The sequence below is a fragment of the Bosea sp. 29B genome, assembly GCF_902506165.1.
Lineage (GTDB): Bacteria > Pseudomonadota > Alphaproteobacteria > Rhizobiales > Beijerinckiaceae > Allobosea.
Window position 1 is genome coordinate 4,040,824 of the sequence record NZ_LR733817.1, and the last position, 25,019, is coordinate 4,065,842.

General features: G+C 66.3%; 29 protein-coding genes. 20 read left to right on the forward strand and 9 right to left on the reverse strand.

The features are described from left to right. Positions 1-20: 20 nt before the first annotated feature. Complete coding sequence (locus GV161_RS19565) at positions 21-479, reverse strand: Lrp/AsnC family transcriptional regulator (protein ID WP_152017261.1); 459 nt, start codon at positions 477-479, stop codon at positions 21-23. A gap of 136 nt (positions 480-615) precedes the next feature. On the opposite strand from GV161_RS19565, the gene GV161_RS19570 reads away from it, so the two are divergent. Together GV161_RS19570 and GV161_RS19575 are read left to right on the forward strand one after the other, a co-directional pair. Next, the gene (locus tag GV161_RS19570; protein WP_152017262.1) at positions 616-1,899 is read left to right on the forward strand and encodes a cystathionine gamma-synthase family protein; all 1,284 of its coding nucleotides are present in this window, start codon (positions 616-618) and stop codon (positions 1,897-1,899) included. Further along, the gene (locus GV161_RS19575; protein ID WP_152017263.1) at positions 1,896-2,738 is read left to right on the forward strand and encodes a lytic transglycosylase domain-containing protein; all 843 of its coding nucleotides are present in this window, start codon (positions 1,896-1,898) and stop codon (positions 2,736-2,738) included. The genes GV161_RS19570 and GV161_RS19575 overlap by 4 nt, the downstream gene beginning before the upstream one ends. Positions 2,739-2,849: 111 nt before the next feature. Here GV161_RS19575 and GV161_RS19580 read toward each other — a convergent pair whose 3' ends face one another. Further along, entirely contained in the window at positions 2,850-3,581 is a 732-nt protein-coding gene (locus tag GV161_RS19580) for a DUF3750 domain-containing protein (protein WP_152017264.1), read from the reverse strand. Between the two features lie 153 nt (positions 3,582-3,734). Here GV161_RS19580 and GV161_RS19585 point away from each other — a divergent pair, with 153 nt between their 5' ends. Genes GV161_RS19585 through GV161_RS19600 form a run of 4 tightly spaced genes read left to right on the forward strand, consistent with a single transcriptional unit; the run spans position 3,735 to position 7,697 of the window. Further along, the gene (locus GV161_RS19585; protein WP_152017265.1) at positions 3,735-4,829 is read left to right on the forward strand and encodes a polyamine ABC transporter substrate-binding protein; all 1,095 of its coding nucleotides are present in this window, start codon (positions 3,735-3,737) and stop codon (positions 4,827-4,829) included. After that, entirely contained in the window at positions 4,826-6,001 is a 1,176-nt protein-coding gene (locus GV161_RS19590; protein WP_152017266.1) for an ABC transporter ATP-binding protein, read from the forward strand. Before GV161_RS19585 ends, GV161_RS19590 begins: the two co-directional genes overlap by 4 nt. Beyond that, entirely contained in the window at positions 5,998-6,912 is a 915-nt protein-coding gene (locus GV161_RS19595) for an ABC transporter permease subunit (RefSeq protein ID WP_193219603.1), read from the forward strand. The genes GV161_RS19590 and GV161_RS19595 overlap by 4 nt, the downstream gene beginning before the upstream one ends. Further along, positions 6,909-7,697 (forward strand): ABC transporter permease, encoded by a 789-nt coding sequence (locus tag GV161_RS19600; RefSeq protein ID WP_152017267.1) that lies wholly within the window; start codon positions 6,909-6,911, stop codon positions 7,695-7,697. The genes GV161_RS19595 and GV161_RS19600 overlap by 4 nt, the downstream gene beginning before the upstream one ends. A gap of 3 nt (positions 7,698-7,700) precedes the next feature. Here the strand turns inward: GV161_RS19600 and GV161_RS19605 are convergent, their stop codons facing one another. Together GV161_RS19605 and GV161_RS19610 are read right to left on the reverse strand one after the other, a co-directional pair. Continuing rightward, positions 7,701-8,054: a HepT-like ribonuclease domain-containing protein gene (locus GV161_RS19605; RefSeq protein WP_152017268.1), complete on the reverse strand. Its 354-nt coding sequence runs from the start codon at positions 8,052-8,054 to the stop codon at positions 7,701-7,703. Continuing rightward, positions 8,054-8,350 (reverse strand): nucleotidyltransferase domain-containing protein, encoded by a 297-nt coding sequence (locus GV161_RS19610; protein ID WP_152017269.1) that lies wholly within the window; start codon positions 8,348-8,350, stop codon positions 8,054-8,056. Before GV161_RS19610 ends, GV161_RS19605 begins: the two co-directional genes overlap by 1 nt. Before the next feature lie 179 nt (positions 8,351-8,529). Here GV161_RS19610 and GV161_RS19615 point away from each other — a divergent pair, with 179 nt between their 5' ends. Next, positions 8,530-8,784 (forward strand): hypothetical protein, encoded by a 255-nt coding sequence (locus GV161_RS19615; protein WP_152017270.1) that lies wholly within the window; start codon positions 8,530-8,532, stop codon positions 8,782-8,784. 28 nt (positions 8,785-8,812) lie between these two features. Here the strand turns inward: GV161_RS19615 and scpA are convergent, their stop codons facing one another. From scpA to GV161_RS19635, 4 genes are all read right to left on the reverse strand, one after another. After that, positions 8,813-10,978, reverse strand: a complete 2,166-nt coding sequence (scpA, locus tag GV161_RS19620) for a methylmalonyl-CoA mutase (RefSeq protein WP_152017271.1) — start codon at positions 10,976-10,978, stop codon at positions 8,813-8,815. Then, positions 10,975-11,802 (reverse strand): bifunctional hydroxymethylpyrimidine kinase/phosphomethylpyrimidine kinase, encoded by an 828-nt coding sequence (thiD, locus tag GV161_RS19625; protein ID WP_280179066.1) that lies wholly within the window; start codon positions 11,800-11,802, stop codon positions 10,975-10,977. Before thiD ends, scpA begins: the two co-directional genes overlap by 4 nt. Beyond that, the gene (locus GV161_RS19630) at positions 11,799-13,724 is read right to left on the reverse strand and encodes a methylmalonyl-CoA mutase subunit beta (RefSeq protein WP_244624277.1); all 1,926 of its coding nucleotides are present in this window, start codon (positions 13,722-13,724) and stop codon (positions 11,799-11,801) included. The genes thiD and GV161_RS19630 overlap by 4 nt, the downstream gene beginning before the upstream one ends. A 246-nt stretch (positions 13,725-13,970) precedes the next feature. Further along, positions 13,971-14,357 (reverse strand): DUF2267 domain-containing protein, encoded by a 387-nt coding sequence (locus GV161_RS19635; RefSeq protein ID WP_152017273.1) that lies wholly within the window; start codon positions 14,355-14,357, stop codon positions 13,971-13,973. Positions 14,358-14,507: 150 nt separating this feature from the next. Here GV161_RS19635 and GV161_RS19640 point away from each other — a divergent pair, with 150 nt between their 5' ends. The 6 genes from GV161_RS19640 to GV161_RS19665 all read left to right on the forward strand — a co-directional run bounded on the left by GV161_RS19640 (position 14,508) and on the right by GV161_RS19665 (position 19,827). Beyond that, positions 14,508-16,043: a helicase HerA-like domain-containing protein gene (locus tag GV161_RS19640; protein ID WP_152017274.1), complete on the forward strand. Its 1,536-nt coding sequence runs from the start codon at positions 14,508-14,510 to the stop codon at positions 16,041-16,043. 71 nt (positions 16,044-16,114) lie between these two features. Then, the gene (locus GV161_RS19645; protein ID WP_152017275.1) at positions 16,115-16,420 is read left to right on the forward strand and encodes a type II toxin-antitoxin system RelB/DinJ family antitoxin; all 306 of its coding nucleotides are present in this window, start codon (positions 16,115-16,117) and stop codon (positions 16,418-16,420) included. Continuing rightward, on the forward strand, positions 16,420-16,713 hold the full coding sequence (locus GV161_RS19650) for a type II toxin-antitoxin system RelE/ParE family toxin (protein WP_152017543.1): 294 nt from the start codon (positions 16,420-16,422) through the stop codon (positions 16,711-16,713). The genes GV161_RS19645 and GV161_RS19650 overlap by 1 nt, the downstream gene beginning before the upstream one ends. Positions 16,714-16,811: 98 nt before the next feature. Next, on the forward strand, positions 16,812-18,194 hold the full coding sequence (locus GV161_RS19655) for a M20/M25/M40 family metallo-hydrolase (RefSeq protein WP_152017276.1): 1,383 nt from the start codon (positions 16,812-16,814) through the stop codon (positions 18,192-18,194). Then, positions 18,191-18,772 (forward strand): TIGR00730 family Rossman fold protein, encoded by a 582-nt coding sequence (locus tag GV161_RS19660; RefSeq protein WP_152017277.1) that lies wholly within the window; start codon positions 18,191-18,193, stop codon positions 18,770-18,772. The genes GV161_RS19655 and GV161_RS19660 overlap by 4 nt, the downstream gene beginning before the upstream one ends. Before the next feature lie 89 nt (positions 18,773-18,861). Continuing rightward, positions 18,862-19,827, forward strand: coding sequence for an IS1595 family transposase (locus tag GV161_RS19665; protein ID WP_152017278.1), 966 nt, complete (start codon positions 18,862-18,864; stop codon positions 19,825-19,827). A 100-nt stretch (positions 19,828-19,927) separates the two neighbouring features. Here GV161_RS19665 and GV161_RS19670 read toward each other — a convergent pair whose 3' ends face one another. Continuing rightward, positions 19,928-20,173 (reverse strand): hypothetical protein, encoded by a 246-nt coding sequence (locus GV161_RS19670; protein ID WP_152017279.1) that lies wholly within the window; start codon positions 20,171-20,173, stop codon positions 19,928-19,930. Here GV161_RS19670 and GV161_RS19675 point away from each other — a divergent pair. The 7 genes from GV161_RS19675 to GV161_RS19705 all read left to right on the forward strand — a co-directional run bounded on the left by GV161_RS19675 (position 20,172) and on the right by GV161_RS19705 (position 24,986). Then, positions 20,172-20,342 carry a DUF1508 domain-containing protein gene (locus tag GV161_RS19675; protein ID WP_152017280.1) on the forward strand — a complete coding sequence of 57 codons (171 nt, stop codon included), beginning with the start codon at positions 20,172-20,174 and terminating at the stop codon, positions 20,340-20,342. The two genes, GV161_RS19670 and GV161_RS19675, sit on opposite strands and share 2 nt — an antisense overlap. Before the next feature lie 748 nt (positions 20,343-21,090). Then, complete coding sequence (locus tag GV161_RS19680) at positions 21,091-21,489, forward strand: hypothetical protein (RefSeq protein WP_152017281.1); 399 nt, start codon at positions 21,091-21,093, stop codon at positions 21,487-21,489. Beyond that, positions 21,470-22,735 (forward strand): terminase family protein, encoded by a 1,266-nt coding sequence (locus GV161_RS19685; RefSeq protein ID WP_152017544.1) that lies wholly within the window; start codon positions 21,470-21,472, stop codon positions 22,733-22,735. Before GV161_RS19680 ends, GV161_RS19685 begins: the two co-directional genes overlap by 20 nt. A gap of 181 nt (positions 22,736-22,916) precedes the next feature. Then, positions 22,917-24,089 carry a phage portal protein gene (locus tag GV161_RS19690; protein ID WP_152017282.1) on the forward strand — a complete coding sequence of 391 codons (1,173 nt, stop codon included), beginning with the start codon at positions 22,917-22,919 and terminating at the stop codon, positions 24,087-24,089. Then, the gene (locus GV161_RS19695; RefSeq protein ID WP_152017283.1) at positions 24,086-24,286 is read left to right on the forward strand and encodes a hypothetical protein; all 201 of its coding nucleotides are present in this window, start codon (positions 24,086-24,088) and stop codon (positions 24,284-24,286) included. The genes GV161_RS19690 and GV161_RS19695 overlap by 4 nt, the downstream gene beginning before the upstream one ends. After that, positions 24,283-24,456 carry a hypothetical protein gene (locus GV161_RS19700; RefSeq protein WP_159650299.1) on the forward strand — a complete coding sequence of 58 codons (174 nt, stop codon included), beginning with the start codon at positions 24,283-24,285 and terminating at the stop codon, positions 24,454-24,456. The genes GV161_RS19695 and GV161_RS19700 overlap by 4 nt, the downstream gene beginning before the upstream one ends. Next, the gene (locus tag GV161_RS19705; protein WP_152017284.1) at positions 24,453-24,986 is read left to right on the forward strand and encodes an HK97 family phage prohead protease; all 534 of its coding nucleotides are present in this window, start codon (positions 24,453-24,455) and stop codon (positions 24,984-24,986) included. The genes GV161_RS19700 and GV161_RS19705 overlap by 4 nt, the downstream gene beginning before the upstream one ends. Positions 24,987-25,019 lie beyond the last annotated feature (33 nt).

The window sequence follows — 25,019 nt, forward strand, 5'->3', positions numbered from 1 at the left end:
CCTTCTCTCCGCGAGACCACCTAGAGCGGCGGCAGGCCGACGCGCTTCTTGATCGTCGCCAGGGCGAAATTGGATTCGACCGACTGGACGCATTTCAGCCGCGTCATCTTCTGCTTCAGGAAGCGCTCATAGCCCTCGATGCCGTCGGTCAGCACGCGCAACAGGTAGTCCTGCGAGCCGGTCATCAGGTAGCACTCCGCCACTTCCGGCCAGCTTTCGACCGCCTTCTCGAACTCGGCGATCTGCTCCGTATTCTGCTGGCTGAGCCGGACCGAGACGAAGACGCTGAAGGGTAGGCCATAGGCCTTGGGGTCGACGATCGCCGAATAGCCCCTGATGACGCCCGTCTCCTCTAGCCGCTTGAGACGGCGCAGGCATGGCGTCGGCGACAGTCCGATCTTCTCCGACAGATCCTGATTGGTGATGCGGCCATCCTCCTGCAGCAGGGTCAGCATGCGGCGGTCGATCGTATCGAGCATGATCTGCTCCGTCTGGCGCTCAGGTGAGCAGGAAGCTGCAAAATCTTGCTCTAGAGCACGGATGATCGTTCATGCAATGGCCTTAGGATCATCCTAGGCTCGCGTCGCGGCCGCTCGGGCCGGCGAGGAGGCAGTCATGAGCGACGACAACTACCACAAGGACCGGATCGCCAATCGCCGGCTTCATCCCGAGACCCTGATGATGGGCTATGGCTATTCGCCGGCCATGTCGGAAGGCGCGCTCAAGCCGCCGGTCTTTCTGACCTCGACCTTCGTTTTTGAGAGCGCTCAGCAGGGCAAGGATTTCTTCGACCTGACCGCCGGCCGCCGGCAGCTCAAGCCGGGCGAGAAGTCGGGCCTGGTCTATTCGCGCTTCAACCATCCCAACATGGAGATCCTCGAGGATCGCCTGGCGATCTGGGACGAGGCCGAGGCTTGCGCCGTCTTCGCCAGCGGCATGGCGGCGATCGCGACGACCTGCTTCGCCTTCCTGCGTCCGGGGGACACCGTCATCCACAGCCGGCCGCTCTATGGCGGCACCGAGACGCTGCTGAAGAACCAGATGGGCGCCTTCGGCGTCACGCCCTTCGGCTTCACCGACGGCGTCGATGTCGCGCAGATGCGCAAGGTCGCGCAGGATGCCGCCGCCAAGGGTCGCGTCGCGATGATCCTGGTCGAGACGCCGGCGAACCCGACCAACGGCCTCGTCGACCTCGCCGCCTGCAAGGCGATCGCCGACGAACTGGAGAAGTCGCAGGGCCATCGCCCGCCGGTCGTGGTCGACAACACCATGCTCGGGCCGATCTTCCAGAAGCCGCTCAAGCACGGCGCTGATCTCACCTTGCTGTCGCTGACCAAATATGTCGGCGGCCACAGCGACCTCGTCGGTGGCTCGATCAGCGGCTCGAAGGAACTGGTGCGGCAGGTGAAGAGCTGGCGTGGCTCGCTCGGCACGCAGCTCGATCCGAACTCCTGCTGGATGCTGATGCGCTCGCTCGAGACGCTCGACATCCGCATGCACCGCGCCAACGAGAACGGCCGCAAGGTCGCCGACTATCTGCGCAAGCACCCGAAGATCGCCAAGGTCCATTATCTCGGCGACCTCGCCGAGGGTGACCCGCGCAAGGCCGTGTTCGATCGGCAATGCATCGAGCCGGGCTCGACCTTCGCCTTCGACGTCAAGGGCGGCGAGAAGGAGGCCTTCGCCGTGCTCGACAACCTCCAGATCATGAAGCTCGCGGTCAGCTTAGGGGGCACCGAGACGCTGGTCTCGCATCCCGCCGCGATGACCCATTCCGGCGTCGCCCGCGAATTGCGCGAGGAGATCGGCCTCACTGACGCGCTGATCCGTATCTCGGTCGGCATCGAGAACATCGAGGACCTGATCTCGGATCTCGCCCAGGCGCTCGACGCCGCGTGAGGGCAGGGCGGCGCCGTATCCTTGTGGTGGTGCTCGCCGCCTCGCTGCTCGGCGGCCCGGCCTTGGCCGAGCCGCAGACCGAGGGCGTGGCCCAGACCATCTGCCGGCTGATCGAAGGCGCCGCGAAGACGCACGACCTGCCGGTCGCCTTCTTCACGCGCCTGATCTGGCGTGAGAGCAGTTTCCGGCCGAACGTCGTCAGCCCGGCCGGGGCGCAAGGCATCGCCCAGTTCATGCCGGGTACGGCGAACGAGCGCGGCCTCGCCGACCCTTTCGATCCGGAGGCGGCGATCCCGCATTCGGCCGCCTTCCTAGCGGCGCTGAAGAACCAGTTCGGCAATCTCGGCCTTGCCGCGGCTGCCTATAATGGCGGGCCGAACCGGGTCGCGCGCTGGGTCGAGCGCGGCGGCATGCTGCCTTACGAGACGCAGGCCTATGTCCGCTTCATCACCGGCCGCCCCGTCGAGGAATGGCGGCTCGGTGCGGGCGAGACGCCGCCGCCGGCGACGCGCGAGGAGACCGATTGCCTCGCCACGGTCGCCTCGATCCGCATCACCACGCCGGCCGTGCTGGTCGAGGGCGCTTATGGGCCGTTCGGCGTGCAGCTCGCCGGCAACACCTCGAAGGCGCGCGCCATCGCCTCCTATCAGCGTGTCGCGGCGCGCTTCGCCTCGCTGCTGGCGGGCAAGCCGACCATGATCCTGGGCTCGGCCGTGCCGGGACGGGGCAGAGGCCGCTTCTATCGCGTCAGGCTGCCGGCGCACAGCCTGCGCGAGGCGACATTGGCCTGCAATCGCCTGCGGCAGGCGGGCGGGGCGTGCCTGGTGTTGCGGAATTGAAGAGCGTCATTCTCGGACGAAGCGCAGCGCAGACCCGAGAATCTCGTGACGAGAAGGCGCTATGGGAGCCTCCTCCGGTCTGAGATGCTCGGGTCAAGCCCGAGCATGACGTCAAATCCCAATCCGTCCCCAGCCCGGCAGCTTCAGAGCCGGCCGTTGCAGGTCGAAGCCGGCGACCAGGCCGAGCAGGTTGATCTCGACGCCCTCGACCCAGCCGAAGGTGACCCCGGCGAGCCCGTAGAGCGAGGCCTGCAGGCCGGTGCGGCTCGGCGTGAGGCCAGCGAAGAGCCCGCTCTCGCGCCAGTCCTTGCCGATCGCTGTCGGCGGCAAGGCGCGGCCGAGCTCAGGCACTTCGGCGAGGATGTGCTGGACGAAGCTGTTCGAGTTCGGCCCGGGCCAGGCGGCATAGGAGCCGTACTCGCTGTAGTCATAGCTCTTCACGGCGTCGCGGATGCGCGGGATCAGCGCCTCGGCAGCTTGCCCTTTGATCTCGCCGACCGGCTCCGGGACGTTGCCGTACCACCGCCCATCGGCGACGCGGACATTGACGCGGACCGGATTGCCCCAGCCGACGACGTCGAAGCGGGTATAGGCCGAGGCATCCTTCTCTTTCACCACCACCCAGGAGTGGTGGGCGAAGACGCCGCGCCAGCGCCCGACGCGGGCGGCGAAGATGTGGACGGTCGCTTCGGGCTCGATGGCGGGGGCGGGCAGGAGCGCGGCGCTGGACCAGTCGGCGCGGGCCCAGTCGGAGGCCAGCGGCTGCAACTGCCACCAGGCGGCATGGGTGCCGAGCGGCAGGAGGAAGACGATCGTGAAGAAGAGGAAAAAGCGCCGGATCATTCTTCTGCGGAAAATAGGAGGCGAGGCGGGGCCGCAACAAGGCGCGACGGAGCGTCGCCGATCACGAAATCGAGGTTGAGGCTTTGCTGCAAGCTGCTAGCGTGCCCGCGCGAAATCTAAAGGAGGGGCAGATTGCGCACGTTGACGTCGGTTATGCATAGCTTGGCCGCTGCGGCGGCTCTCGGGCTCGCTCTTACGCCCGGCCCGGCTGGGGCGCAGGACAACAAGGAACTGCGCATCTTCAACTGGTCGGACTACGTCAATCCGGAGGTGCTCGACGCCTTCAAGAAAGAGACCGGCATCACCGTCGTCTACGACACCTTCGACCAGATGGAGACGGTCGAGACCAAGCTCCTCGCCGGCAAGACCGGCTACGACCTCGTCGTCGTCACCGCTTCCTTCCTGCCACGCCATATTCCGATCGGTCTCTACACGCCGATCGACACCGCCAAGGTGCAAAACCTCAAGCACGCCTGGCCGGAGATCAAGCAGCGGCTGTCGAAATACGATCCCGGCAACAAATACGCCGTGAACTATATGTGGGGCACCACCGGGATCGGCTACAACACCGCCAAGATCAAGGAACGGCTCGGCAACGACGCCGTGATCGACAGCTGGAGCATCGTCTTCGATCCGGAAAAGCTGAAGAAGCTCTCCAATTGCGGCGTGCACGTGCTTGACGCGGTCGAGGAGATGTTCCCGGCGGCGCTGCGCTATCTCGGGCTCGATCCCGATTCGAAGAAGGAAACCGACCTCGAAAAAGCCGGCGAATTGCTGCGCAAGATCCGCCCGCACATCCAGAAATTCCACTCGTCGGAATACATCAACGCGCTCGCCAACGGCGATATCTGCCTGGCGGTCGGCTATTCCGGCGACGTGCTCCAGGCGAAGAAGCGCGCCGTCGAGGCCAAGAACAAGGTCGAGATCAGCTATGTCATCCCGAAGGAAGGCGCGCTGATGTGGTTCGATTCCTTCGTGATCCCGAAGGATGCCGGCAACCAGGATGCGGCGCTGAAGTTCATCGACTTCGTTAACCGGCCTGAGATGGCGGCGAAGAACTCGGACTTCATCCAGTACGCCAACGGCAATCTCGCGGCCAAGCCTCTGCTCTCGGCCGAGGTCCGCGACAATCCGGGCATCTACCCGACTGATGCGGTGATGAGCCGCCTCTACACGATCACGCCCTACGACCAGAAGACGCAGCGGGTGGTCAACCGGCTGTGGACCCGCGTCAAGAGCGGCAGGTGAGCCGGCCGGAGGCGGGTGGAAGGCGCGCCTCGCCGGGCAGCGTCCGGCGCGATTTCCAGCCCTGGAACGATCCGACGGCGAAACCGCTGGTCGAGTTCAGGAACGTCACCAAGCGCTTCGGTGCGGTGGTCGCGGTCGATCGACTCTCGCTGGCGATCCATCAGCGCGAGTTCTTCGCCCTGCTGGGGCCGTCCGGCTGCGGCAAGACCACGCTGATGCGCATGCTCGCCGGTTTCGAGCAGCCCGACGAGGGCGAGATCCTGCTCGATGGCGTCGACATCACCGCCGTGCCGCCGCACCAGCGGCCGGTCAACATGATGTTCCAGTCCTATGCGTTGTTCCCGCATCTCAGCGTCGGCGACAACATCGCCTATGGGCTGAAGCGCGAGGGCCTGCCGAAGGCGGAGATCGCCGCGCGCGTCGAGGCCATGCTCGGGCGCGTGCGCCTCAAGGGCATGGAGAAGCGCCGGCCGGACCAGCTCTCCGGCGGCCAGCGCCAGCGCGTCGCGCTCGCCCGTGCCCTGGTCAAGCAGCCCAAGCTCCTGCTGCTCGACGAGCCTCTCGGGGCGCTCGACAAGAAGTTGCGTGAAGAGACGCAATACGAGCTGATGGACCTGCAGGCCGATCTCGGTCTGACCTTCATGGTCGTCACCCACGACCAGGACGAGGCCATGACCATGGCCGACCGCATGGCGGTGATGGACCATGGCCGGCTGCTGCAGATCGCGCCGCCCGACCTGATCTACGAGGCGCCGTCCAATCGCTTCGTCGCGGAGTTCGTCGGCGACATCAACCTGATCGAGGGCAGGGTGACCGCCGTGGAAGGCGACCTCATCACGCTCGAGAGCCTGCCCGTCGGCACGGTCGAGCTCGACGAGGATGCGCCGAGCTGCCGGCCGGGCGATGCGCTCACCATCGGCCTGCGGCCCGAGAAGATCGTGCTCAGCCATGACGAGCCCGCGCAGGCCATCAACAAGGTCGCCGGCGAGATCTGGGACATCGGCTATCTCGGTGACATGACCATGGTCCAGGTCATGGTCGGCGGCGACGAGGGCAAGCTCTTCAAGGTCTCGCTGACCAACCGCACAAGGCGGATCGAGCGGCCTTTCGCCTGGGAGGACAAGGTCTGGCTGTCCTGGGACGTCGAGGCCGGCATGGTGCTGGCGTCGTGAGCACGCCGGTTCCCCGAAGCGGCGGGACGGGGCGCGGCCTGCTTGTCGCGGCCATTCCCTATCTCTGGCTCACCGCCTTTTTCCTGGCGCCCTTCGTCATCGTGCTCCGGATCGCGCTTTCGGATGCCGCGACCGACCAGCCGCCCTATGCGCCGCACTTCCCCGGCATCAGCCAGTTCGGTGAGTTCCTTGGCCAGCTCGATTTCGAGAACTTCCGCCTGCTCGGCGACGACCCGCTTTATTGGCAGAGCTATCTCTCCTCGTTGCGCATTGCGGCGCTGACGACCCTGATCGCGCTCGCGATCGGCTACCCGCTCGCCTATGCGATGGCGCTGGCTCCGAAGCGCTGGCAAGGCATCCTGCTCGTCCTCGTCATCCTGCCGTTCTGGACCTCGTTCCTGATCCGCGTCTACGCCTGGATCGGCATCCTGCGGCCGGACGGGCTGCTCGACATGGCGCTGATGGGCGTCGGGCTGACGGCTGAGCCGCTGCGCCTGCTCAACACCGATGCCGCCGTGCTGATCGGCATGGTCTATTCCTACCTGCCGTTCATGGTGCTGCCGCTGTTCTCGACGCTGCAGAAGCTCGACGGCACCTTGCTGGAGGCGGCCTCCGATCTCGGCGCGACGCCGCTGACCACCTTCCTGACCGTGACCCTGCCGCTGTCGATCCCCGGCATCCTCGCCGGCTCGGCCCTGGTCTTCATCCCGGCGATCGGCGAGTTCGTCATCCCCGACCTCCTGGGGGGCTCCGACACGCTGATGGTCGGCAAGGTGCTCTGGAACGAGTTCTTCTCCAATCGCGACTGGCCACTCGCTTCGGCGGTGGCGATCGTGCTGCTCGTCGTGCTCGTCCTACCGCTGATGCTGCTGCAGCGGGCGCGTGGAGCAGCATCAGGGGATGCGCGATGAGGCGCTTCGGAGCCTTCCATCTCGCCGCGCTCGTCGCCGGCTTCGCCTTCCTCTATCTGCCGATCGTCGCGCTGATTGCCTATTCCTTCAACGCCTCGCGGCTGGTGACGGTCTGGGGCGGCTTCTCGACGCATTGGTATGGCGCGCTCATGCGCAACGAGCCCCTGCTCGATGCGGCCTGGCTGACGATCCGCGTCGCGCTGGTCTCGGCGACTTTAGCGACGGTGCTCGGGACGCTGGCTGCGCTCGCGCTGGCGCGCTACCGGGTTTTTGTCGGACGCACGCTCTTCTCCGGCATGGTGATGGCGCCGCTGGTGATGCCCGAGGTGATCACCGGCCTGTCGCTGCTGCTGCTCTTCGTCGCCGGTGATATCGAGCGCGGCTACTGGACCGTGGTCATCGCCCACGCGACCTTCAGCCTCGGCTTCGCCTGCATCGTCGTGCAGGCGCGGCTCGCCGGTTTCGACCGCTCGCTGGAAGAGGCCGCGCGCGATCTCGGCGCGACGCCGATGGAGACTTTCCGGACGGTGACGCTGCCGCTGATCTGGCCGGCCGTCGCCGCCGCCTGGATGCTGGCATTCACGCTCTCGCTCGATGACCTCGTCATCGCGAGCTTCACCACAGGGCCGGGCGCGACGACATTGCCGATGCGGCTCTATTCGGCGATCCGCCTCGGGGTGACGCCCGAGATCAACGCCGCCTGCACGATCATGATCGCGGCGGTGGCGGTCGCGGTGATCGGGGCGTCCCTGCTGATGAAACGGGACGCGCTGGCGGGGCGCTGAGCGTTATTCCGATGAGGTGCTGCCCGTTGCGAGGAACGCATCCAAAGCTTGCTCCAGCACGTCGAGGTCGGTGGTCGTGGCGTTGAGCAGGGCATCTACATCGACGCCGTCATAAGCGTGGCGCAAGACGTTGCCGATGCCCGCGATCTGCTTCCAGGGGATATGCGCGTACTTGATGCTCCACTCTGTCGGAACATGGCGGCTCGCTTCGCTGATGATCTCGAAGAAGCGCTCAAGGGCCGCACGCAGAATCGGATCTCCCTTGATCCGATCATCACTGGCCTGACTGCGCAGCGTCCGGATATTGGCAATGGCGTCCTTGATATGGATTACGCGTTCTTGCGGAGAGGGCGCCATCAGAACACCTCGATCCGCTCGTCTCTCGTTGCTTGTTCCATACGTTCCGACAGGCTCCGGCGCATCGATATCTGGACCGGCAGACCGAGATGTTCGGACAGATCCAACTCGACCCCGGCCAGATCGATGATCGAGAACTTGGGATCATCGACATCGATCATCAGGTCGACATCGCTGTCGGGCCTGGCGTCGCCGCGAGCCTGCGATCCGAAGAGCGCGACATGGCTGACGCCGCGCGCCCGCAATTCCGGCCGCCTCGCCAGAATCCGCCGCTTGATCTCGTCTTGACTCATCATCGCGCTGTCGTCGGTGCCGGATGCTCGTTGGCGCCCAAGTCTAAATGGTTTCGGTCATTCGCGGAACGGCCTGGTTAAACACCCGCTGAACGTCCCGCTCAAAGCCGGTTCAGCCTGGCTGCGCGATGGTGCTTGCAAGAGCGGGAAGCCTTCCTGCTCCGGCACAAGGAGACATCACGATGTTTCGCACTCTCGCTTCTGCCGGCCTCATCGCTGCCGCCGCGCTCGGGATCAGCGCGGCATCGCCCAGCGAGGCGCAGGCCGGCGTCCTGATCCAGCAGGCCTACTATGACGGTCCCGGCTATGGCTGGCGTGCGCCGCCAGCCTATGGCTACTGGGGCGTGCCGCGCTGGCGCCGCCACTACGAGGGTCCGCGCTTCTACGGCCCGCCGCCCCCGCCGCGCTATTATCACCGCTGGCGCGGCGGCTGGTAAGCTCTGAAAGCCAAGAGAGCGCGGCGGATCACTCCGCCGCGTTTTTCTGCGAGTAGCCCAGGCGCTGGTTGAGCTCTTCCAGCAGTTTCTCGGCCGCGTCGGCGATGACGGTGCCGGGCGGGAAGATCGCGCTCGCGCCGGCTTCGATCAGGGCGTCGAAATCCTGCGGCGGGATCACGCCGCCAACCACGATCATGATGTCCGGCCGGCCGGCGCTGGCGAGCGCGGCTTTCAGTTCTGGCACCAGCGTCAGATGCCCGGCTGCCAGCGAAGAGACGCCGACGATGTGGACGTCGTTCTCGACAGCCTGCCGCGCCGCCTCGTCGGGCGTGGCGAAGAGCGGGCCGATGTCGACGTCGAAGCCGAGATCGGCGAAGGCTGAGGCGATCACCTTCTGGCCGCGATCGTGGCCGTCCTGGCCCATCTTGGCGACGAGGATGCGCGGGCGGCGCCCGTCCGCCTCCTCGAAGGCCTCGCACATCAACTGCACGCGCGTCACGGCAGGGTTCATCTCGCCGACCTCCCGCTTGTAGACGCCCGAGATCGCCTTGATCTCGGCGCGGTGACGCCCGAAGACCTGCTCCATCGCCAGCGAGATCTCGCCGACGGTCGCCTTCGCCCGTGCCGCCTTCACGGCGAGGTCGAGCAGATTGCCGCCGCCCTGTGCGCCATTGGTCAGCGCGATGAGCGCCGCTTGCGTCTCGGCCTCGTTGCGCTCGGCCTTGAGTCGCCGGAGCTTGTCGAGCTGCTGGGCGCGGACCGAGGCATTGTCGACCTTGAGCACGTCGATCGCCGCCTCGTTTTCCGGCTTGAAGATGTTGACGCCGATGATCGATTGCTGGCGGCCGTCGATGCGCGCCTGCGTCTTGGCCGCGGCCTCCTCGATCCGGAGCTTGGGGATGCCGGCCTCGATCGCCTTGGCCATGCCGCCGAGCTTCTCGACCTCCTGAATGTGGCCCCAGGCCTTGGCGGCGAGTTCCGCGGTCAGCCGTTCGACATAATAGGAACCGCCCCAGGGATCGATGATCCGGTTGGTGCCGCTCTCCTGCTGCAGCACGATCTGGGTGTTGCGGGCGATGCGGGCGGAGAAATCGGTCGGCAGCGCCAGCGCCTCGTCGAGCGCGTTGGTGTGCAGCGACTGGGTATGCCCCTGCGTCGCCGCCATCGCCTCGATCATGGTGCGCGGCACGTTGTTGAAGACGTCCTGCGCCGTCAGCGACCAGCCCGAGGTCTGGCAATGGGTGCGCAGGGGAAGCGACTTCTCGTTCTGTGCCCCAAAATCCTTGACCAGCTTGGCCCAGATCAGTCGGGCCGCCCGCAGCTTCGCCACCTCCATGAAGAAGTTCATGCCGATGGCCCAGAAGAAGGAGAGCCGCGGCGCGAAGACGTCGACGCCTAGGCCCGCCCGTTGCCCGGCGCGGATGTATTCGACGCCGTCGGCGAGGGTGTAGCCGAGCTCGAGGTCCTGCGTCGCTCCGGCCTCCTGCATATGGTAGCCGGAGATCGAGATCGAATTGAACTTCGGCATGTTCGCCGAGGTGTAGGCGAAGATGTCGCCGATGATCCGCATCGAGGGCGAGGGCGGGTAGATATAGGTGTTGCGGACCATGAACTCCTTGAGGATGTCGTTCTGGATCGTCCCCGAGAGCTTGGCCGCCGGCACCCCCTGTTCTTCCGCCGCGACGATGTAGAGCGCCAGCACCGGCAGCACGGCGCCGTTCATCGTCATCGAGACGCTCATCTGGTCGAGCGGGATGCCGGAGAACAGCGTGCGCATGTCGTAGATCGAGTCGATCGCGACGCCGGCCATGCCGACATCACCGCCGACGCGCGGGTGGTCGCTGTCGTAGCCGCGATGGGTGGCGAGGTCGAAGGCGACCGAAAGGCCCTTCTGGCCGGCTGCGAGATTGCGCCGATAGAAGGCGTTCGAGTCTTCTGCCGTGGAGAAGCCGGCATATTGCCGGATCGTCCAGGGCTGGTTGACGTACATGGTCGGGTAGGGGCCGCGCAGATAGGGCGCGATGCCGGGCAATGTGTCGACGAAGGGCAGGCCGTCACGATCGGCCGCGGTGTAAAGCGGCTTGACCGGGATATCCTCCGGCGTTTGCCAGAGATCGCCCGTGCTCTGCGGAGTGGTCGCGGTCGCCGTCGTGTCGGCGAAGGCGAGCTTCGTGAAATCCGGGATCGCGGTCATGGCTTGCTCCCGTCTGTCCTGTCCCACCAATGGTGGAAATGATGCACCGGTCCGTGGCCGCGGCCAACCTTGACCGTGTCCGAGGCCGCGATCGCTGCCGAGATATAGCGTTTCGCCAGCACCACCGCCTCGTTGAGGGCGATGCCATGGGCGAGGCCCGACGCGATCGCCGAGGACAGCGTGCAGCCGGTGCCGTGGGTGTTCTGCGTGGCGATGCGTGGCGCGACCAGGCGCTCGTGCCGACCGTCCTTGCCGACCAGGATGTCGACGCTGTCGTCGCCGGTGCCATGGCCGCCCTTGACCAGCACATTGGCCGGGCCGAGCGCGAGTAGCGCTTCGGCCTGCTCGGCCGCGGCATCCTCGGTTTCCGCCATGGCGGTTCCGAGCAGGGCGGCTGCCTCGGGCAGGTTCGGCGTCACGATCGTGCAGAGCGGCAGCAGGCGGCGCTTCAGCGCCTCGATCGCGTCTTCGCGCAGGAGGCGTCCGCCGGAGGCCGCGATCATCACCGGGTCGAGCACGATGTTCTTGGCATTGTGGCGTTCCAGCCCGTCGGCGACGGTCTCGATCAGCTCGGCGGTGGCGAGCATGCCGATTTTGACCGCATCGACCGCAAGGTCATCGAAGACGGCATCGAGCTGGGCGGCGACGAAATCGGCCGGCACCGGATGGATCGCCGTCACTGCGGTGGTGTTCTGCGCGGTCAGCGCGACGATGACGCTGGCGCCGTAGACCTGATGCGCCGCGAAGGTCTTGAGGTCGGCTTGGATGCCGGCGCCGCCGCTGGAGTCGGAGCCGGCGATGGTGAGAGCGATCGGCATGCTTATCCCTTGCTGGTGCTGACCGGGGATATGGCGATCGCCAGCGCGTCCTGCAGCACGGCGATGGCGTCGCCGCCCGCGAAGACGAAGTTCGTCACACCGGCTTCGCGCAGCGCTGCCTCCTGGTCGCCCGGGCGGCCGGCGAGCCAGACGGTTGCGCCAGCCGCGGTCAGCGCTTTCGCAGCAGCGACTGCCTCGGCGGCATAGCTGTCATCCGAGCCGCACAGGCAGGCGAGCTTTGCACCGGAGGACCGGAAGGCCGCGACGAGCGCGTCGAGATCGGTCGCGCCGGCCTTGGCGAAGCCGTCGCCGGAGGGCGCGGCGATGCCGCCGGCCTCGAACAGGTTGCGGGCGAAGCCCGAGCGGGCGGTGAAGCCGGCGATCGGCCCCAGCGTGGCGAGGAAGGCTTTCGGCCGCTCACCGGCAGCTTCCGCAATGTCGGCGCTGGCGCGCAGCGCCTCGAACGGCTCGGCCAAACGGATGCTCGGCAGGGCTTCCACGGTGATCGCATCACCGCTCGTGTCGCTGCTCGGCGTGGCTGCCGGCGGCGGTGCCAGCACCGCGACCGAGGCTTCCGACAGGTTCGGGAACTCGCTGGTGCCGGTGATCGGCTCGCGCCGGGTCGCGATCGCCTTGGCCCGGGCGTCGCGTTCTCGCGCCAGCCCCTTCTGGATATGGCCGTTGGCGAGTGCGCTGACGATGCCGGTCAGGTCTCCGGAGTTTTCGGCTTCGAGATCCTGGAACTTGCGCCAGCCCTGTTCGCATAGCGCCTGTGTCAGTGCCTCGAAGCCGCCGGCCCCGGCGGCCGGATCGGCGACGCGCCAGAGATTGGCTTCTTCCAGCAGGATCAATTGGGTATTGCGGGCGATGCGCCGGGCGAAGCCGTCGGGCAGGCCGAGCGCCGCAGTGAAGGGCTGCACGCCGATCGAATCCGCCCCGCCGATGCCGGCCGAGAAGGCGGCGATGGTGCCGCGCAGGAGGTTTACCCAGGGGTCGCGCCGTGTCAGCGAGCGCCACGCCGTCTCGGCATGAATAAACACGGGCTTGGGGTCGAGCCCGCAGGCGCGCTGCACCCGATCCCAGAGCAGCCGCGCGGCGCGCAACTTGGCAACGGTGACGAATTCGTCGGCATCGGCGACGAGGGTGAAGGAAATGGCGTCGCGCGCCTCGGCGAGCGGGAGTCCTTCAGCTTCCAGCAGACGCAGATAGGTCACCGCCGTGGCCAGCACAGCGCCGAGCTCCTGCGCCTCGGTTGCGCCGGCCTCATGCCAGATCCGGCCATCGGCGGCGAGGAAGGGACCGGCAAAGCCGCGCGCCTTCAGCGCGGCGATCGTCTCGGCAATGCGCTTGCCGAGCTCGGGCAAGGAGGGGGTGAGCGCCCCCGAGCTCGCCAGTACGCCGATCGGCTCCATGCCGAAATCGATCTGGAGGGAGGAGGGGGCATGGCCGCGCTTCCCGGCCAGATCGGCCAGCAGCAGCGCCTGCTTGCGACCGCCAGGCGATGGATCGAGCCGCAGGCGGACGAGATCGAGCATGACGCCGTCGAGGACGGCGTCGAGTTCTTCGACAGTCGTCGCCTGGAGGCCGAAGCCGCGCGCCGCGGGCGCGCCGGCGAAACTCAGGCTGAGAGAATCGGCGCCGCCTTCCAGTTCGGCGAGAGCGAGCTTTGCTGCCTCAGCCGTATCAGGGTGATCGACGCGCGCCGCGACGCGCCAACGTCCGGCCTCGGCGCGCAGCGGGCGTGCGCCCTCCTCGGCTGCCGCCTCGTAGAGCGGTTCGATCCGGACACCGTCCGCCGTCCGCCCGACCAGTTTCTTCTCGAAATCGGCGCCCTTCAGCACCTTGTCGACCGCGGCACGCCACTGCGCTTCGCCCGGCGTGGCGAAGGCGTCCATGAAGGGCAGATCGGCGAGGACTGTCGAGGTCATCAGCAACGAACTCCTTGCACGCGTTCCTCCCGCCACTTCCGTCAGGCGGTGGAGCACACGCCAGTTGGCGGTCCATTGTGCAACCGCGAAGTCCTGATTGCCATGGCTCGGCGCGAACGCAAATGCCCCCTTGGTCGGAAAGCCGTGCCGAAATGCCGATCCCCGCGACAGGGAACTCCTATGCCTGCAAACGAAAACGCCGCCCGATAGGGCGGCGTTCCGGAAACTTGTGAGGGTTGCGTTGGCTCAGACGAACTGGCCGAGGCCCGGGATCGCGCCGACGATCGCACCCATCGTGTCCTCGCCCGCCTGCTCGCGGCCGACGGCGAACATCTCCTTCGAGACGCTCTGGATCTGGCCCATCGACAGGCCGGCGCCCATCAGCTGGCCGCCGAGCGCCATCACGCCGCCGCCACCGCCCATCAGGCCGCCGATCGTGCCGAGAAGCCCGCCCTTGGCGCCGCCCTCGGTCTCGGCGAGTTCCTGCGCGCCCGGCAGCGCCGCCATCAGCTGGCCGATCTCCGCCGCAGGGCCTTCCTTCTGCAGGAAGGCGAGGATGATGCCGATCGCCTTCTTCGCCAGCGACTCGTCGAGGCCGGAAACGGCCGTGATGCGGGAGATCAGTTCTTCCATCGTGCGATCCTCTTATGACGAGCCTGCTGGTGCTCTCAAGATAGTTTACACATAAACTATCTTGGATGGAAGCGATCTTCATGCTTCCGCCCAACCTCGCGTTTCGCTACATCCCTTGCACGACCTTATGGCAACGGAACAGGCGCGACCATGGCGGATGACGGCACGATCCTGATCGGCAAGAGCGAGAAGCCGGAGGTGCTGCTGCTCAAGCTCGCGAACCGCCACGGCCTGGTGACCGGCGCAACCGGCACCGGCAAGACGGTGACGCTGCAGGTGCTGGCGGAAGGCTTCGCCAAGCATGGCGTGCCGGTCTTCGCTGCCGACATCAAGGGGGACCTCTCCGGCATCGCCGCGCCCGGCAATTCCAAGCCGCCCTTCGTCAAGCGCGCCGAGGAGCTTGGGCTCAAATACGAGCCCGACCAGTTCACCACCGTGTTCTGGGACGTGTTCGGCGAGCAGGGCCACCCGGTTCGCGCCACCATCTCCGAGATGGGCCCGCTGCTGCTGGCGCGCCTGCTCGACCTCAACGACACGCAAGAAGGCGTGCTCAACATCGCCTTCCGCATCGCCGACGAGCAGAAGCTGCTGCTGCTCGACCTCAAGGACCTGCGCGCGATCCTCAGCTTCATCGCCGAGAACGCGCAGGAGCTGACGACCAAATACGGCAACGTCACCTCCGCCTCGGTCGGCACGATCCAGCGCGCTCTGCTCGTGCTGGAGAACCAGAAGGGCGACCTGTTCTTCGGCGAGCCGGCGCTCGATATCAACGACCTGATGAAGACCGATCGCGACGGCCGTGGCGTGATCAACATCATGGCCGCCGACAAGTTGATGGCCAATCCCAGGCTCTACGCCACCTTCCTGCTCTGGCTGCTCTCCGAGCTGTTCGAGCAGCTGCCCGAGGTCGGCGATCTCGACAAGCCCAAGCTCGTCTTCTTCTTCGACGAGGCGCATCTGCTCTTCAACGGCGCGCCCAAGGCGCTGTTGACCGCGGTCGAGCAGGTCGTGCGCCTGATCCGCTCCAAGGGCGTCGGCGTCTACTTCGTCACCCAGAACCCGCTCGACATTCCCGATACGGTGCTGGCCCAGCTCGGCAACCGTGTTCAGCACGCGCTGCGCGCCTTCACCCCGCGTGACCAGAAGGCAGTCAGGGCTGCCGCCGAGACCTTCCGGCAGAATCCGAAGATCAACACCGAGCAGGCGATCACCCAGCTCGCCGTCGGCGAGGCCCTGGTCTCGACGCTGGAAGGCAAGGGCTCGCCGACCATGGTCGAGCGCTGCCTGATCGCCCCGCCGATGGCGCAGGTCGGCCCGGTCACGCCGCAGGAGCGGGCGCAATGCATGCGCGACTCCGGCTTTACCGGCAAATACGACACCATGGTCGACCGCGAGTCGGCCTATGAGGCGCTGATGAAGCGCAAGGGCATGAATGCCGACGGCTCGCCGATCGAAGCTTCGACCGAAGGCGGCGGCGGCATTCTCGACACGATCGGCGGCTGGCTGGGCGGCACTCGGGAGCGCCCGAAGACCGGTCCGGGCAGCCGTGGCGGCCCGCTGCCACAGAGCATGACCGAGAAGATCATCACCTCGGCGGCGCGCTCGGCCGCCACCTCGATCGGCCGGCAGGTCGGTACCGCCATCCTGCGTGGTGTGCTCGGGAGCCTAACAGGCGGGCGGCGGTAGCGAGATCAGACGCTGTATCTGGCCATTGTCATTCAGATGCATTACATGAGACTCCTGCAGGGAGCCTCGTCATGACTCAGAATGCCTTGGTGCAGGCGCGTATCGATGCTGATGTAAAGGACCGCGCGACGGCAGTTCTCGAGGGCATGGGCCTGACTGTATCGGACGCCGTGCGCATTCTGCTGACGCGGACGGCAAACGAGGGCGCGCTGCCTCTCGAACTCGTCAGCAATAGTGACGCGCACGACGCCTGGTTCCGCGCGAAAGTGCTCCAGGCGCTGGCGGATGAGCGTCCCGATGTCGAGGACGTCGAGGCCGAGGCCCGTTTTGCCGAGCGCCGTGCTGCGGCCCTTCGCAAGGCCGGCGGTAAAGCATGATGCGCTTGGTCTGGTCGCCGTTCGCTCTTGCCGACCGCGACGAGATCTTCAGCTACATCGAAGCCGACAATCCGAAGGCCGCCGCCGAGATCGACGAGCGGATCGCTTTCGCCGTGCGCCGGCTCCTTCGGTTTCCGGAAAGCGGTCGGCCAGGCAGGATCGCAGGGACCCGCGAATTGGTCGTTCAGCGCACGCCCTATATCGCCGTCTATGCTGTGACCGCAGACAAGATTCGGGTTCTTCGCGTCCTGCACGGCGCACGGATGTGGCCTGAGGATATGGACGAGTTGTAGACGCCGCCGCGACGCAAGCTGCTATGCGTCAGGACGGCTGGCATCGTGCGCGCGACTAGGCATGATGTCGCCACCGGAATCAGCCTCCAGTGAGTGCCATGTCCCAGCTTCCCGCAGTCCTCTCCCGCCTCGACGCCGATCTCGACGCTTCGCTGGCGCGCCTCTCCTCCTGGCTCGAAATCCCCTCGATCGGGACCGACCCGGCCTTCGATACGCAGACGCGCCAGGCAGCCGAATGGCTCCGTCGTGATCTGGAAGGCCTCGGCTTCAAGGCCGAACTGCGCGAGACCGGCGGCCATCCGGTCGTGCTTGCGCATCGCCCGAAGCCCGGCGCGCCGCATGCGCTGTTCTACGGCCACTATGACGTCCAGCCGGTCGATCCGCTCGAGCTCTGGGACAACGACCCATTCAAGCCGGCGGTCAAGGAGATCGAGCCCGGGCGGAAAGCGATCCTCGCCCGCGGCGCCTGCGACGACAAGGGTCAGGTCATGACCTTCATCGAGGCGATTCGCGCCACGCTCGCCGAGACCGGCGACCTGCCGATCGGCCTCACCGTCCTGGTCGAGGGCGAGGAGGAATCCGGCTCGGTCAACCTGCCGGGCTTCATCAAGGCCAATGCCGCCGAGCTGAAGGCCGATTTCGCGCTGGTCTGCGACACCGGCATGTGGGACCGCGTCACGCCGCTGATCACCTCGACCCTGCGCGGCATGGTCTATCAGGAGGTCAGGCTGACCGCGGCCGATCGCGACTTGCATTCGGGCCTGTTCGGCGGCGCCGCCGCGAACCCGATCCATGTGCTGACCAAGATCATCGCCGAGATCCATGACGAGACCGGCCGGATCACCATCCCCGGCTTCTATGACGGCGTGCACGAGCCGACCAATGCGCAGAAGGCCGAATGGGCCGATCTCAACCTGACCGAGAAGGAATTTCTTGGCCAGGTCGGGCTGAAGCACTCGGTCGGCGAGCGCGGCCGCATGCTGATCGAGCAGATCCAGTCGCGCCCGACCTGCGACGTCAATGGCATCTGGGGCGGCTATACCGGGGAGGGCTCGAAGACGGTGATCGCCGCCAAGGCCTCGGCCAAGGTCTCGTTCCGCCTCGTCGGCGATCAGGACCCGGCCAAGATCGCCGCCGCCTTCCACCAGTTCGTGCGCGAGCGCCTGCCGGAGGATGTCACCGCCGAGTTCATCAGCCATTCCGGCTCGCCAGCGCTGGCGGTGCCGGTCGATTCGCCGGTGTTGCAGAAGGCGCGCAAGGCGCTCTCCGAGGAATGGGGTGGCCGCGTCGTCTCGATCGGCAGCGGCGGCTCGATCCCCGTCGGCGGCGACTTCAAGCGCACGCTCGGGCTCGATACGCTCTTCGTCGGCTTCGGCCTCGACGACGACCGCGTCCACTCGCCGAACGAGAAGTACGATCTGTCCTCCTTCCACAAGGGCCAGCGCTCTTGGGCCCGCATCTTGCAAGCACTCGCCTCATGAAATCCGTTTGTGTCTTCTGCGGCTCGAGTCCGGGCCATGATCCCATCCATGCCGAGCGCGCCCGCGCCATGGGCACGGCCATCGCCCAGCGCGGCCTGACGCTGGTCTATGGCGGCGGTGCCGTTGGCCTGATGGGCATCGTCGCCAATGCCGCGCTCGAAGCCGGCGGCGAGGTCCATGGCGTGATCCCGCGGGCGCTGCGCGAGAAGGAGGTCGGCCACAACAAGCTGACCCGGCTCGACGTGGTCGAGACCATGCACATCCGCAAGGCGCGCATGGCCGAGCTCTCCGACGGCTTCATCGCCATGTCTGGTGGCATCGGCACCTTCGAGGAGATCTTCGAGATCTGGACGTGGAGCCAGCTCGGCATCCACGGCAAGCCGCTCGGCTTCCTCAACATCGATGGATTCTACGACGCGCTCGCCGCCTTCCTCGACAACACGACGAAGGCCGGCTTCATGTGGCAGGCTCATCGCGACATGGCGATGATGGAGACCGATCCGGCGGCGCTGCTCGACAAGATGGACGCCTACCAGCCGCAGACCCAGATCAAATGGGTGGAGAAGACGGAGGTTTGAGGCCTCTCCGTTAGATAGGAATTTTGTCCCAATTATATACTTGACAAAGCAAACCTTAGGGCTATGCTCCTAACCACAGGAGCAAGCCCATGTCTGCCGCCCTCGACAACCCGATCTTCACAGACGCCGACAAGGCCCGCGAGCACCTTGAAGCGCAGCGTTGGCCGAACGGCGCGATCTGCCCTCATTGCGGCAATGCAGATCCTGCGAAGATCACCGGCTTGAAGGGCAAAGCCCACCGCGCCGGCCTCTATCAGTGCGCCGAATGCCGCGAGCAGTTCACCGTCACGGTCGGCACCGTGTTCGAGCGCTCCAAAATCCCGCTCAACAAGTGGATGCTCGCCGTGCACCTCATGTGCGCCAGCAAGAAGGGCATGAGCGCCCATCAGCTCCACCGCATGCTTGGCGTCACCTACAAGACCGCTTGGTTCATGTGCCACCGCATCCGCGAGGCCATGCGTGATGACACGCGCGGCCCGATGGGCGGTGAAGGCCAGATTGTCGAGGCCGATGAAACCTATTTCGGCAAGACCGAGTATCAGCCCAAACTCAACACGCGCGGCGAGCCCTTCATCAAGAAGGGCAAGGGCGGCCCGTCAGGTAAGCGCGCGGTCGTCGCCCTGGTCGAGCGCGGCGGCCGTGTTCGTTCCTTCCATGTCGATAAGGCCAACGCTGAGAGCGTGCGCGAGATCGTCGTCACCAACATTCGCCGCGAAAGCCGCCTGCACACGGACGAGAGCCGCCTTTACACCGTTGTCGGCACTGAGTTCGCCCGCCACGACACCGTGCGCCACAGCGCCAAGGAGTACGCTCGCGGCGACGTTCACACCAACACGATCGAAGGCGTCTTCTCAATCTTCAAGCGCGGCATGAAGGGCATCTATCAGCACTGCGCTGAGAAGCACCTGCACCGTTACCTTGCCGAGTTCGACTTTCGCTACAACAACCGCGTGAAGCTCGGCATCAACGACACGATGCGCGCTGAGAACGCCTTGAAGGGCATCACCGGCAAGCGCCTTACCTATCGCAGACCTCCGAATGCCGTGATCGCATAAGCAAACCGCCAAGGCATTCTTGCGCTGGCGCCGTTCCATAAAGACATAAGCAAGTCTTTATACGGTGGGCGGCTATGTGGACAATGCAACGATAGGGTATTTACAAACCAATTCGCTTGGTAAGATGGCGGCAGCGCGTGACGATTCGGTGGATCGTGCCCGCGCCAGGAATGCGCGCACTGGCTTTGATCTCGCCTTCAAAGCGGGCCCAAGTCATCGCTTGGAGACGGCGCTTGGCTTCTTCCGGGGAGCGGGCGGCTATCTCGACACCCCATTCCGCACCGTCGTGGCGGTACTCGAAGAGATACCGCCTTTCTGCAACCGCCTGATCAGGAGATTCGGGCATGTACTACGTCGTCTATATCGATGCTGACCGCCAGTGGCGGTGGACTCTCTACGCCGCGAACAATCGGAAGATTGCGAACTCCGGCGAGGGCTACCACAACAAGGCCGACTGCCATCACGCTATCGGCCTTGTGTGTCAGTCCGGCTCTGCGCTGGTTTACGAGCGCTGAGCCGGACTGTCTTAGTAGCTGCTACTACCTTGGGGGGCCTTTGGGCCCCCTCTTTTTTCACCGCCGGCGAGGGCGGCGAATTCAGCATGGTCTTGAGCGTGCGCGCGAACAGATCGTCTGTGGACACGGCCGGGCCGTCTCCTTGACTCGTTCTGCGTCGATCACTCAGCATCTCGTGTTCCTTCGACGGGTGCGAATCGCCTGCCAGCAGCGCACGCCTTCTCGGGCCAGGAATTGGCGAGCCCTCACGGGCCCAACTAGGATGCGCCGTCGGCGTCCTAGCATCGCCACAGAATGTTAACGAATGCTCACCTTGCTTGTTCCTCCCGTTGGCACGCTATGCGGTTTTCCGCTTAGCGCCATGTGGCGCGTGCGCGTTGCCTTGTTGGAAATAAGCAAGCATCCAAATTGACCACCTGTCAAACGCTTCGCTTAACCCACTGAGTTATCACACTGGATAATTCAGCGTTCCTCGTCACCGGGGCGTCATCGCACTCGTCACGCTGATTCTCGAATCAACTTTGCAAATCCGTCGCATTGATGCGGCGATGATGCCGGCCTGTCACGCGGTATCAGGATACCGTCGAAGATTGCTTTGTCAAGTATATAATTGGGAATTTTGTCCTTGACATCGTGACACTGATCGGGTAGAGATCGGGAACGCTCACGAATTGCGCCTGAGACGAACGAAGCCGCCGCGCTGCCCAGCCGGCGGCTTTTGCGTGTCCGGGCCGAGCCGAGGTTTCCGATGACCGACGAGACTGACGAGAACGCCCCGGCTCGGCCGGCGGCGAAGCGCAAGCCCGCGCCGAGCGGCCGCAAGGCGGTGATCAGCAAGCTCTGGAAGGCGGCGCAGACGCAGCTCGAAGCGCATGAGGCGCACCTGGCCGAACTGCCGGCTGGCGCCGCGGCAAGTGAGGTCGACGCCAAGACGCTGGCGACGCTGGCTCGCACCGTGCGCGAGCTGGTCGCACTGGATTCTGCTGCAGCGGGGGAGGGAGGAAAATCCGAGGATGAGCCCAGCCCCGCCGAAGGATTGCGCCGGGTCGATGAGCTTCGCCGAGAGCTTGGACGCCGTCTTGCGGTCCTTGCCGCCGAGGAGGCGGGCACGGCTGGTGCGCCGCCTCATGGAGACGGCCTCACCTGAAGAACAACAGATTATCCTGACGACCTGGGCCACTTGGGCGCGCGTGGATCAATTCCCCGCCTCACATGACGATTGGTTCACTTGGCTCGTTCTTGGCGGACGAGGCGCCGGCAAGACACGAACCGGTGCCGAATGGGTGCGTGGTGCGGCGCTGGGGCGCTGGCCGTTCGCGACCGAACCCGTCGGTCGTATTGCCCTCGTCGGTGAGACGCAGGCGCAGGTTCGCGACGTGATGATCGAGGGCGTCTCCGGCCTGCTGGCGATCCATCATCGCTGGGAGAGGCCGGTCTGGTCGCCATCGCGCCGCCGGCTCGAATGGGGCAATGGCGCGATCGCGCAGGTGTTCACCGCCGAGGACCCGGAGGGACTGCGCGGGCCGCAATTCGGCGCCGCCTGGTCCGACGAGCTGGCGAAGTGGCCGAACCTTCAGGAGACCTGGGACATGCTGCAACTCGGCCTGAGACTCGGCGACCGGCCGCGTCAGGTGGTGACGACGACGCCGCGTCCGCTGCCGCTGATCAAGCGGTTGCTCGGTGACCCGCGTGTCGCGGTCAGCCGGGCGGCGACCAGCGCCAACCGCTTCAACCTGGCGCCGAGTTTTCTCGACAGCGTGCAGCAGGCGTATGGCGGCACCCGGCTCGGCCGGCAGGAGCTCGAAGGCGAGATCGTCGAGGAGAGCGCGGATGCGCTCTGGAGCCGAGCACTGATCGAGGAGCGCCGCGAGGGTGAAGCGCCGCCGCTGGCGCGGATCGTGGTGGCGATCGATCCGCCGGCCTCCTCGTCGAAGCGGGCCGATAGCTGCGGGCTCGTCGCAGCCGGGATCGATCGCGACGGCATCGGCCATGTGCTGGCGGATGGGACGCTTGCCGGAGCCAGGCCGCATGAATGGGCTCAAGCGGCCGTCGCGCTCTATCGCCGGCTGGAGGCCGATGCGCTGGTCGTCGAGGTCAACCAGGGCGGCGAGATGGCGGGAAGCGTCATCCGCGAGGTTGATCCGGGCGTCCCGGTGACGCCGGTTCGCGCCTCGCGCGGAAAATTCCTCCGGGCGGAGCCTGTGGCGGCGTTGTATGCGCAGGGCCGGGTCCGTCATGCCGGCGCGTTTCCCGCGCTGGAAGACGAGATGTGCGACTTCGGCCCGACGGGGCTGAGCTCAGGCCGCTCGCCCGACCGGCTCGACGCCCTGGTCTGGGCGCTGACGCATCTGATGCTCGGGCCGAAGGGCCGGCCGCGGGTGAGGGGACTTTAGTCCAACTTCCGAGGTCATCCCGGACGACCGAAGGGAGATCCGGGATCCATGCCTGAACCTCTTTCGGAGAAGCTCAGGAATGGATCCCGGGTCTCCCTTCGGTCGCCCGGGATGACTCGGATGGTTGATGGGATGTCTGGGCCAAGCCCGAGCGTGATCTGCACTTCATAGCGAGAAACCCATGCTCAATTTCCTTCGCAACCTGCGCGGTCCTGCCGCGCCGGAACAGAAGCGCTCGCGCGTCGGGCCGCTGATCGCCTTGCATGAGGCCGGCCGCCCGGTCTGGACGCCGCGCGACTACGGCGCCCTTGCAAGAGAGGGCTACCAGCGCAATCCGGTGGTGCATCGCTGCGTCCGGCTGATCGCCGAGGCGGCGGCGCAGACTCAGCTGATCGCTAAGGTCGATGGGCGCGAGATGCCGGAGCATCCGGCGCTGGCGCTGATCGAGCGGCCCAATCCGCGCCAGGGCGGCATCGCCTTCCGCGAGATGCTCTACGGCCACCTGCTCGTCGCCGGGAATGCCTATGTCGAGGCGGCAAGTATCGACCGCGAGCCGCGCGAGCTCTATGCGCTCCGGCCCGACCGGATGCGCGTCGTCCCAGGCCGCGATGGCTGGCCTGAAAGCTATGACTATACGGTCGGCGCCCAGACCATCCGCTTCCGGCAGGACGAGGGCGCGCTGCCGCCGATCCTGCATCTGTCGCTGTTCCATCCGGTCGACGACCATTACGGTCTCTCGCCGGTCGAGGCGGCCGCCTGCTCGCTCGATGTCCACAATGCCGCCGGCGCCTGGCACAAGGCGCTGCTCGACAATGCGGCGCGGCCCTCCGGCGCCCTGGTCTATGACGGGCCGGAAGGCGGCACGCTGACCGAGGCGCAGTTCGAGCGGCTGAAGCAGGAGCTGGAGGACGGTTTCCAGGGCGCGCGCAATGCCGGGCGCCCGCTCCTGCTCGAAGGCGGGCTCGACTGGAAGCCGCTGTCGCTGTCGCCGGCCGAGCTCGATTTCGTCGCCGCCAAGGGCGTCGCCGCCCGCGAGATCGCGCTCGCCTTCGGCGTGCCGCCGCTGCTGCTCGGGCTGCCCGGCGACAACACTCACGCCAACTTCGCCGAGGCCAACCGCGCCTTCTGGCGCCAGACGCTGATCCCGCTGGTCAGGCGCACGGCCCAGTCGCTGGCGCAATGGCTCGGCCCGGCCTTCGGCGATGCGCTGGTGCTCGAGCCCGATCTCGATGCCGTCGAGGCGCTGGCGGAGGAGCGAGAATCTCTCTGGCGGCGGGTCTCCGCCGCCGGCTTCCTTAGCGAAGACGAGAAACGCGAAGCGGTCGGCTACGGCCGCCGGGAGGTGTCGTCATGAGCCCATTCGATGAAGCTGCGGCGGGGATCGTCGCGCGCGGCGATCTCGGCCATCTCGCGCTGCTGCTCTGGGCCTTCTGCGCCACCGGGCTCGCCCTCTTCGTCCTGCGCGAGCTGATTGCCGCCAACCGGCGCTTCGACGAGTTCGTGCGCGAATTCGCCCGCTTCAACGCTCGCTACGAGGGAGGAGATTCATGAGCAAGACTGGTGGCAAATCGCCGCCCAGGCCGGCTCCGGCAGCTGTCAGATCGAGCGCGGCGGCGCCGCGTCCCGGTCGCCAGCCGCCGCGCGACGTGTTCGGCCGCTTCTTCGAGACGCTCGGGCAGCTCGACGCCAATGGCCGCAGCGGACGGGGAGGTGCGCGATGAGAACCGCGACGCCCGGTTATCCCGCATTGGCGCGGGAGGCCAAGTTCCTGGCGCAGCCGCTGGCGAGAATCGAGCCGGACGGCGCCTTCGAGGGCTATGCCAGCCTGTTCCGCATCGCCGATCTCGGCAAGGACGTGGTCGAGCCTGGCGCCTTCCGCGACAGCCTTGCCCGCCGCGGCGCCGGCGGCATCCGGATGCTCTGGCAGCATGATCCGACGCAGCCGATCGGCCGTTGGCTCGAACTGCGCGAGGATTCGCGCGGCCTCTATGTCCGCGGCCGGCTCTCGCTCGCCGTGGCGCGGGCCCGCGAGCTGCATGCGCTGATGCGCGACGGCGCCGTCGACGGGCTTTCGATCGGGTTCCGCTCGCAGCGTGCCCGCAGCGAACCGCGCACCGGCCTGCGCCGGCTGGAGAAGGTCGACCTCTGGGAGATCTCACTCGTCACCTTCCCGATGCTGCCGCAGGCCCGGGTCAGCGCCGTCAAGGCGCTGCGCCCGCCAGAGCCCGTTCCGATCAGCTTGCATCGCTAGCTGATCGGCAAAAACGGCCTCTGTCTCAAAGTG

Bases quoted from the DNA above. Each gene is read 5' to 3' on its own strand.
- GV161_RS19680 (WP_152017281.1), top strand. From the start codon at position 21,091: ATGACCGACGAGACTGACGAGAACGCCCCGGCTCGGCCGGCGGCGAAG.
- GV161_RS19670 (WP_152017279.1), bottom strand. From the start codon at position 20,173: ATGCCCGAATCTCCTGATCAGGCGGTTGCAGAAAGGCGGTATCTCTTC.
- GV161_RS19675 (WP_152017280.1), top strand. From the start codon at position 20,172: ATGTACTACGTCGTCTATATCGATGCTGACCGCCAGTGGCGGTGGACT.
- GV161_RS19695 (WP_152017283.1), top strand. From the start codon at position 24,086: ATGAGCCCATTCGATGAAGCTGCGGCGGGGATCGTCGCGCGCGGCGAT.
- GV161_RS19705 (WP_152017284.1), top strand. From the start codon at position 24,453: ATGAGAACCGCGACGCCCGGTTATCCCGCATTGGCGCGGGAGGCCAAG.
- GV161_RS19645 (WP_152017275.1), top strand. From the start codon at position 16,115: ATGACTCAGAATGCCTTGGTGCAGGCGCGTATCGATGCTGATGTAAAG.
- GV161_RS19700 (WP_159650299.1), top strand. From the start codon at position 24,283: ATGAGCAAGACTGGTGGCAAATCGCCGCCCAGGCCGGCTCCGGCAGCT.
- GV161_RS19600 (WP_152017267.1), top strand. From the start codon at position 6,909: ATGAGGCGCTTCGGAGCCTTCCATCTCGCCGCGCTCGTCGCCGGCTTC.
- GV161_RS19605 (WP_152017268.1), bottom strand. From the start codon at position 8,054: ATGGCGCCCTCTCCGCAAGAACGCGTAATCCATATCAAGGACGCCATT.
- GV161_RS19615 (WP_152017270.1), top strand. From the start codon at position 8,530: ATGTTTCGCACTCTCGCTTCTGCCGGCCTCATCGCTGCCGCCGCGCTC.
- scpA (WP_152017271.1), bottom strand. From the start codon at position 10,978: ATGACCGCGATCCCGGATTTCACGAAGCTCGCCTTCGCCGACACGACG.
- GV161_RS19580 (WP_152017264.1), bottom strand. From the start codon at position 3,581: ATGATCCGGCGCTTTTTCCTCTTCTTCACGATCGTCTTCCTCCTGCCG.
- GV161_RS19690 (WP_152017282.1), top strand. From the start codon at position 22,917: ATGCTCAATTTCCTTCGCAACCTGCGCGGTCCTGCCGCGCCGGAACAG.
- GV161_RS19585 (WP_152017265.1), top strand. From the start codon at position 3,735: ATGCATAGCTTGGCCGCTGCGGCGGCTCTCGGGCTCGCTCTTACGCCC.
- GV161_RS19610 (WP_152017269.1), bottom strand. From the start codon at position 8,350: ATGATGAGTCAAGACGAGATCAAGCGGCGGATTCTGGCGAGGCGGCCG.
- GV161_RS19665 (WP_152017278.1), top strand. From the start codon at position 18,862: ATGTCTGCCGCCCTCGACAACCCGATCTTCACAGACGCCGACAAGGCC.
- GV161_RS19650 (WP_152017543.1), top strand. From the start codon at position 16,420: ATGCGCTTGGTCTGGTCGCCGTTCGCTCTTGCCGACCGCGACGAGATC.
- GV161_RS19565 (WP_152017261.1), bottom strand. From the start codon at position 479: ATGCTCGATACGATCGACCGCCGCATGCTGACCCTGCTGCAGGAGGAT.
- GV161_RS19685 (WP_152017544.1), top strand. From the start codon at position 21,470: ATGGAGACGGCCTCACCTGAAGAACAACAGATTATCCTGACGACCTGG.
- GV161_RS19660 (WP_152017277.1), top strand. From the start codon at position 18,191: ATGAAATCCGTTTGTGTCTTCTGCGGCTCGAGTCCGGGCCATGATCCC.
- GV161_RS19640 (WP_152017274.1), top strand. From the start codon at position 14,508: ATGGCGGATGACGGCACGATCCTGATCGGCAAGAGCGAGAAGCCGGAG.
- GV161_RS19570 (WP_152017262.1), top strand. From the start codon at position 616: ATGAGCGACGACAACTACCACAAGGACCGGATCGCCAATCGCCGGCTT.
- GV161_RS19655 (WP_152017276.1), top strand. From the start codon at position 16,812: ATGTCCCAGCTTCCCGCAGTCCTCTCCCGCCTCGACGCCGATCTCGAC.
- GV161_RS19635 (WP_152017273.1), bottom strand. From the start codon at position 14,357: ATGGAAGAACTGATCTCCCGCATCACGGCCGTTTCCGGCCTCGACGAG.
- GV161_RS19630 (WP_244624277.1), bottom strand. From the start codon at position 13,724: ATGACCTCGACAGTCCTCGCCGATCTGCCCTTCATGGACGCCTTCGCC.